This is a genomic window from Sphaerisporangium sp. NPDC051017, assembly GCF_040683095.1.
Classification (GTDB): domain Bacteria; phylum Actinomycetota; class Actinomycetes; order Streptosporangiales; family Streptosporangiaceae; genus Sphaerisporangium.
This window is the reverse complement of sequence record NZ_JBFBCI010000006.1, coordinates 230,198-236,628: the sequence shown is the minus strand read 5'-3', so window position 1 is coordinate 236,628 and position 6,431 is coordinate 230,198. Positions and strand designations below refer to the sequence as shown.

Sequence of the window (6,431 nt, the reverse complement as noted above, 5' to 3'; positions counted from 1 at the left end):
TGATGACTGGGTTGATAGGCCGGGTGTGGAAGCATTGTAAGGTGTGGAGCTGACCGGTACTAATAGGCCGAGGACTTGACCATAAAGCGATTCCAATGCGTGGTCGGCAGGCTGCTGTGGCAGTGTTGTGGCAGGTTGTTGCGTGTGTGTTGGTGTGCTCGCGTCCACTGTGTGATCTCAGAGACAGCAAACCTGAGACCCGCATGATCTTGACCCTGGGGTTTTAGGGGTTGGGGTTGGTGCGCTCGGTTTGCCGCTCGAGGGGTTACGGCGGTTTTAGCGGAAGGGAAACACCCGGTTACATTCCGAACCCGGAAGTTAAGCTTTCCAGCGCCGATGGTACTGCACCGGGGACGGTGTGGGAGAGTAGGACACCGCCGGACAATTTTTTGATTGATGTAGGAGGGCCACCCGAGGTTTCGGGTGGCCCTCCTGCGTTTTCGGGGTGTTTTCTGTGCTTCCCGTGCCTGTTTGTGTTCGATCCGTGTGTGTTCGATCTGGTGGCCCGGTTGCCGGGTTCTGTTTGCTGGGTTGGTCAGGTTTTTTCGTGTGTGCTGGGGTGGTGCCGGCCGGGTTCTGGAGGGGGTTGTCTCCCCTCTGGGGCCCGGCTTTTTGCTTGCCCGGCCCCGGGTGCTGTCCGTGTCCCCGCGCTCAACCGCCCCTCTCCGCCGCGCCCGTGTAGGGGCCCGGTGTGGTGGTTCGGTCGGTAACCGTGGTCTCGTTGCGGATTGCGTCGATGTGGGGGCGCGCTGCTGGTTATGGGGTGAACAGTTGTTCGGTGGGGGCGTCTATGGTGTTGAGGATTTTGCCGGTGAAGTAGACGGTTCCCAGGGCCAGGACGTGTTCTCCGGCTTCAGTGAGGAGGCGGCGGGTCAGGGCGTCTTCGTCGATGACCGTCCAGCCTGCTGGGAGGGGGCTGTCGAAGCGGAGATGCGGGAGTGCGAGGCGTACGAAGGTGACGGGGAGGCCGTCGAGTTCGGTCACGACTCCTTGGACGTCCTTGTGGTCCGGGAGGCACAGCAGGACGTGGTCGATGTCGGGCCAGCGTTCGCGGACCATCTTCAGGGCCGTGGCGACGCCCGCTCGGTTGATGGCGGAATCGACGCACAGCTCGGTGCCGCTCTCGGGCAGCGTGTGGAAGGACAGGCGTCCCGGAAGGCGCACCGACTCGAGCACCTCGTGCAGCCTCTGAGGGCTGGGCTGGTCCTCGCCCAGCAGTGACAGTGTCCGGGCGGCGGCCGCGCAGCCGAGGGCGGCGTTCCACCGGCCATAAGACGGCGGGAGGATGCTCGCGGGTGGCGTGCCTGAGTCGGTGTTCAGGATCTCTGCATCAAGGTGGGCGCGGGAACGGACTACCGTGTTGATCGCGTCCTGGACGGGTGGCTGTTGTGGCAGTGAGAGGACGGCGCGGGTCCGTTCGGACGTGACGGAGGCCTTTTCGCGGGCGATCTCCGCGGGGGTGTCGCCGAGGACTCCGAGGTGTTCGCCGAAGATCTCGGTCATCGCGACCGTGTGCGGAGGGAACAGCGACACCTCGTCGGATTCGCCGCCCATGCCGGCTTCGAGCACCATGACGTCGGCGCCCACGTCCCGCGCGTGCATGACGCCGGCGATGGTGAACAGCCCGGCGGGTGAGAGGTACCCGGGGAGGGCTTCGCGGTCCGGCATGCCGCGCAAGCCCTTGGAGATCTGCGCGGCGAGGGCCCTCAGCTTGGCGTCCGAGATGGCGGCGCCGTTCACCCTGATGCGTTCGCGGTTGGTACGGAGCGCGGGGCTGGTGACGGAGACGACCTTGAGGCCGGCGGCGGCGAAGTAGGCCGACGCGTACGTCGCCGCGGTGCCCTTGCCCTTGGACCCGACGACGATGAGGACGGGAGCGCTCGCCTCCGGGCAGCCGACCAGGTCGAGCAGATGACGGGCCCGGGCGAGGCTGCGGCGCTCACCGCCGCCGCGGGACCGCCATTCGGCGAAGAACACGTCGTCCGAGCTCACGGGAAGATTGTATTGCCGGGTCAATGTCCGGATCGTGCCGGTGTGCCTGCGGTCGCCCTGCTGGTAGCGCCCGTCGGCCCTCGCCCCTCAAGATCCTCAAGGGTGGTGTCCGGGGAGGCATTACGCCGCCACGTGCCGTGTATCCCCTGCCGGCAGTTAGCGGGAGGCCCCTCTGCCTGTATCGGGTGGGTGGTGGGTATCGGGGAGTGGCGGTGGTGGGCACGGCTAAGCTGACGATGTGATGTCAGGGCAGGAGATCCGCGTCGTCGAAGCCGCGATCCGCGGGCGCGGCGTTGAATGGGAAATCGATCCGACGCTGGATCGCATCGCGAGTCTGGCCGACATCCTCGGGCATCCGCAGAAGATGTACCCGGTGGTCCACATCGCCGGCACCAACGGCAAGTCGAGCACGGCCCGCATGATCGACGCGCTGCTGCGCGCCAGGAACCTGCGGACCGGCCGGTACACCAGCCCCGAGCTCTCGCAGATGCGCGAGCGCATCTGCGTCGACGGCGTCCCTCTGTCCGAGGAGCGCTTCATCGAGGTCTACCGCGAGCTGGAGCCGTACCTGGAGATCGTCGACGCCAAGGCCGGTCGGCTCAGCTTCTTCGAGGTGCTCACGGCGATGGCGTACGCCGCGTTCGCGGACGCGCCGGTGGACGTAGCCGTGATCGAGACCGGCCTGGGCGGCACGTGGGACGCCACCAACGTCGCGGACGGCACGGTCGCGGTGATCACGCCGATCTCGCTGGACCACACCGAGTACCTGGGGCCCGACGTCGAGACGATCGCGGGCGAGAAGGCGGGCATCATCAAGCCCGGCGCGACGGCCGTGCTGGCTCAGCAGCCCCTGCCGGCCGCCGAGGTCCTCGTGAGGCGCGCGGCGGAGGCCGGTGCCACGGTGGCGCGCGAGGGCCTGGAGTTCGGCGTCCTGCACCGCGAGCTGGCCATGGGCGGCCAGCTTCTCCAGCTCAAGGGCCTCAAGGGCGTGTACGAGGACGTCTTCCTCCCGCTGTACGGAGCCCACCAGGCCGGCAACGCCGCGCTCGCGCTGGCCGCCGTGGAGGCGCTGACGGCCGGTGACGAGCCGCTCGGCGACGAGCTCGTGCGGCAGGCGTTCGCCGAGGTGTCCAGCCCGGGTCGCCTCGAGGTCCTGCGGCGCGGCCCGACGGTGATCGTGGACGCGGCGCACAATCCCGGCGGCATGGAGGCGACGGTCGAGGCGGTCACCGAGGCGTTCGGGTTCACCCGCCTGATCGCGGTGGTCGCGGTGATGGGGGACAAGGACGTCGACACGATCCTCGAACTGCTGGAGCCGATCGTGGAGGAGCTGGTGGTGACGCGGAACTCCTCGCCGAGGTCCATGGACGCGGCTGAGCTGGCCGAACGGGCGGAGGGTCCGTTCGGTGCCGAGCGCGTCCACGTGGCCGAGCGGCTGGACGACGCCATCGACATGGCGATGGGCCTCGCTGACCAGGGCGATGAGCTCGGCTCCGGGGTGCTGATCACCGGTTCCGTCGTGACCGTGGGCGATGCCCGCACTCTGCTGAAGGCCGACAGGTGACCGCGGAACGGCCGGACGCCCGCCCTCGGCGTGGCTTCACCGTCACTCCCGGGATGCGGCGCCTCGGCGCGAGCGTGCTCGGCATGGAGGCGATCGTCCTCGCGCTGGTGACGCCCGTCGCCATCGTGATCAACAAGGTCGCCCCGGCCTTGGCCGTCACGGTGGGCGTGGGGCTCGCGGTGGTGTGCGTGGTGGTCGCCGGGCTGCTGAAACGGCCCTTCGCGTACATCGCGGGCAGCGTGGTGCAGGTGCTGGCCATCGCGACCGGCTTTCTCGTCCCGTTGATGTTCTTCCTCGGCGTGATCTTCGCCGTACTGTGGATCACGGCAATCTTCGTCGCTCGACGTGTCGAGGGCGTGACTTAGCGCTAAAGTCGGCCGGTATGGCCGTCCCCCCAATCCAGGCCACGGGCCTCACGGTCCTCGGCCGGGTCAATCGTCTCCCCCTGCTGCTCGACGTGATCGTCGGGCTGCTCACCACGCTCGCTCTTCCGCTGGCGATCGTGGCCATTCCGAACACCATCTCGGTGGTGTCCGCCCTGCTGCCTCCGGACATCGCGGGGGTCGGCATCTTAAGGGCCCATGGGCTCGCCCTGCCGGTGATGCTCTGTGCGGTGCCGCTCACCGCGGCGGCCCTCGGACGGTTCGCGCCCGCGCCGGTCCTGGTCGCGGGGCTGGGGCTGCTCGCCGTGGCCGATGTCGCGGGCGGTTTCGCGGCTTCCACGTTCGGCGTCGGGGTTCTGCGGGTTCTGCACGGCATCGCGGCCGGCGTGCTCGTCCCGGCGACGTTCGCCGCGTGCCGGGAACGTCCGGGCCCGGCCCGCGGCGTCCTGCTGCCGATCTGGGCGGCGTCCCTGGCGGTGGCGTTCCTGGCGGCGCAGGCGCTGGCCCTGTGGCCGCTCGACCAGGTCACGTCGTGGCGGGTGACGCTCCAGCCGTACCCGCTGCTGACGGGCGTCGCGCTGCTCCTGGCGGCGGCGTACTTCACGGTCACCCGGCTGACCAGGGACGCCGAGGCTCCACAGGCGGGGGTCCCGGCCGCCGGGGACGGCGCGTCGCGCGCCTCCGCCGCCGGCGGGGGCAGGCGGTTGGCCTGCACGGCCGGGCCCTCGGCGGGCATCGCGGTCCTGGCCTTCGGCTCGACGTTCGGCTGGCCTCCGGGGCTGATCGTCGTCGTGGCGGCGGTCGCGGTGGTGGCGCTGCTGGCGTCGGCGTTCGCCGGCCGGGTGGAAGGGGCCGGCGGGCGGGTGGTCGCGCTGGTGATGATCGCCGTCGGCCTGGTCGTCCTCCCGACCGCCGCCCAGTTGACGTACGTCGAACTGGGCGGCCTGGGCGGCCCGGGTCTGTCGGGGCTATGGGTTCCGTTCGGGCTGGCGGCGCTGCTGACGTTCGCCGTCGCGCTGGCGGCGGGCAGGCTGGGCGAGGCGCAGCTCCCCAGGCTGGTCGGCGCGGGCCTGGTGACCATGGTGGTCGGGTTGTGCGTGATCCGGCTGCTGGCCCCCACGGCCTCGGGCATGCCGCTGCTCGTGCCGTTCTCGCTGATGGCGGGGGGCGCCGCCGTGGCGGTCGTGTCGGCGGTCCGGGGGGTGAGCCTGTCCGGGGCGCTGTTCGGCCTGTCCTTGTGCTTCCCGGCGGTCCTCAGCGGCTTCCTGCTCGGTACGGGAGTCCAGGTGGAGCGGCTGCGCGCGGTCAGCATGTCGGGGCAGGTGACCTCGCAGGCGATGGTGGACGGTTTCGTCGGGGCGCTGCACCTGTGGGCGCTGGTCGCGGGCTTCGCCGTCGTCATCATCCTGGTGCTGGGCGCCGTGCTGGCGACCCGTACGGCCGAGCGCGCCATGGACGCCCTTCCTCCCGTTTCGTCTGATGACGGCGCGTGGGGGGCGGCGGAGGACCCGGCGCCGACGGCCGAGGGGAGCGTGGCGCGGCCGGACGACGATCCGGGTCGTGATCCGGGGACGGTGATGATCCCGGTGGTGCCCGCCCCGACCCGATCTCCCGAGGCCGGGGCCGGGACGGACGGGAACGGGGAGGGCACCGACGCCCGGTAAGCTGCGGACAGCTTCCCCTTTCGCCGGCCGTTCCGTGATGGCGCCCGGCGGCTCACAACGAAGGAGATTTCCGTGTCCGAGCGCACGCTTGTCCTGATCAAGCCCGATGGTGTCCGCCGCGGCCTCATCGGGGACGTGATCGCCCGCGTGGAGCGCAAGGGCCTCAAGGTCGTGGCCATGGACCTTCGCACGCTCGACGCCGAGACGGCCAAGGCGCACTACGCCGAGCACGCGGAGAAGCCCTTCTTCGGCGAGCTCGTCGAGTTCATCACCTCGGGGCCGCTCGTGGCGCTCGTCCTGGAGGGCCCGCGCGCGGTCGAGGCGTTCCGGGCGCTCGCGGGCGCCACCGACCCGGTGAAGTCCGCTCCCGGCACGATCCGCGGCGACCACGCCCTGGAGATCGGCGAGAACGTCGTGCACGGCTCCGACTCGCCTGAGTCGGCCGCGCGCGAGGTCAAGCTTTTCTTCCCCGACCGTTTCTGAGCGATGAACGTGGCCTGGCCCCGATGAGGGCCGGGGTGAGACGGGCCCCGGCGCACACGACGCGCCGGGGCCCGTCGTGCGTGCCGGCCGATCGGTGAATTCCGGGCGCGAGGCGCGGTTTCCGAGCCTGTGGTGAGGCGGGCGCCGATCCGCGCGCCCGGCCCGTGCGACGCGCGTGGCGAGATGGGCTGTGCGGGACGTTTCCGCAGGTCGTCAGGGTGGCGGCCGACGGCTGCGACAAGATTTTCCCGAGCCGGGCGGCTCGTTGCCTTCGAGAGTGGGTACGTCACGTTACGATTCGAATGCGAATCGTAATCTCTCGCGAACACCTGTAGGAAGGTTTCC

Annotated in this window: 5 protein-coding genes and 2 rRNA genes; 6 read left to right on the top strand and 1 reads right to left on the bottom strand. The window is 70.0% G+C overall.

Annotated features, from left to right (window positions below; all coding sequences use genetic code 11):
* Together AB0M95_RS08585 and rrf are read left to right on the top strand one after the other, a co-directional pair.
* A 23S ribosomal RNA gene (locus AB0M95_RS08585) occupies positions 1 to 83 on the top strand; the annotation flags it as partial.
* A 183-nt stretch (positions 84 to 266) separates the two neighbouring features.
* Positions 267 to 383, top strand: a 5S ribosomal RNA gene (rrf, locus tag AB0M95_RS08580).
* Positions 384 to 756: 373 nt separating this feature from the next.
* On the opposite strand, the gene AB0M95_RS08575 is transcribed toward rrf, so the two are convergent.
* Positions 757 to 1,992: a hypothetical protein gene (locus tag AB0M95_RS08575; RefSeq protein ID WP_363761223.1), complete on the bottom strand. Its 1,236-nt coding sequence runs from the start codon at positions 1,990 to 1,992 to the stop codon at positions 757 to 759.
* A gap of 241 nt (positions 1,993 to 2,233) precedes the next feature.
* Between AB0M95_RS08575 and AB0M95_RS08570 the strand changes: the two genes are divergently transcribed.
* From AB0M95_RS08570 to ndk, 4 genes are all read left to right on the top strand, one after another.
* Positions 2,234 to 3,556: a folylpolyglutamate synthase/dihydrofolate synthase family protein gene (locus AB0M95_RS08570; RefSeq protein ID WP_363761239.1), complete on the top strand. Its 1,323-nt coding sequence runs from the start codon at positions 2,234 to 2,236 to the stop codon at positions 3,554 to 3,556.
* A complete protein-coding gene (locus tag AB0M95_RS08565; protein WP_358511312.1) occupies positions 3,553 to 3,921 on the top strand; it encodes a DUF4233 domain-containing protein in 369 nt (122 codons plus the stop codon). The genes AB0M95_RS08570 and AB0M95_RS08565 overlap by 4 nt, the downstream gene beginning before the upstream one ends.
* 17 nt (positions 3,922 to 3,938) lie before the next feature.
* Complete coding sequence (locus AB0M95_RS08560) at positions 3,939 to 5,603, top strand: hypothetical protein (RefSeq protein ID WP_363761221.1); 1,665 nt, start codon at positions 3,939 to 3,941, stop codon at positions 5,601 to 5,603.
* Positions 5,604 to 5,675: 72 nt separating this feature from the next.
* A complete protein-coding gene (ndk, locus tag AB0M95_RS08555) occupies positions 5,676 to 6,086 on the top strand; it encodes a nucleoside-diphosphate kinase (protein ID WP_358511306.1) in 411 nt (136 codons plus the stop codon).
* Positions 6,087 to 6,431 lie beyond the last annotated feature (345 nt).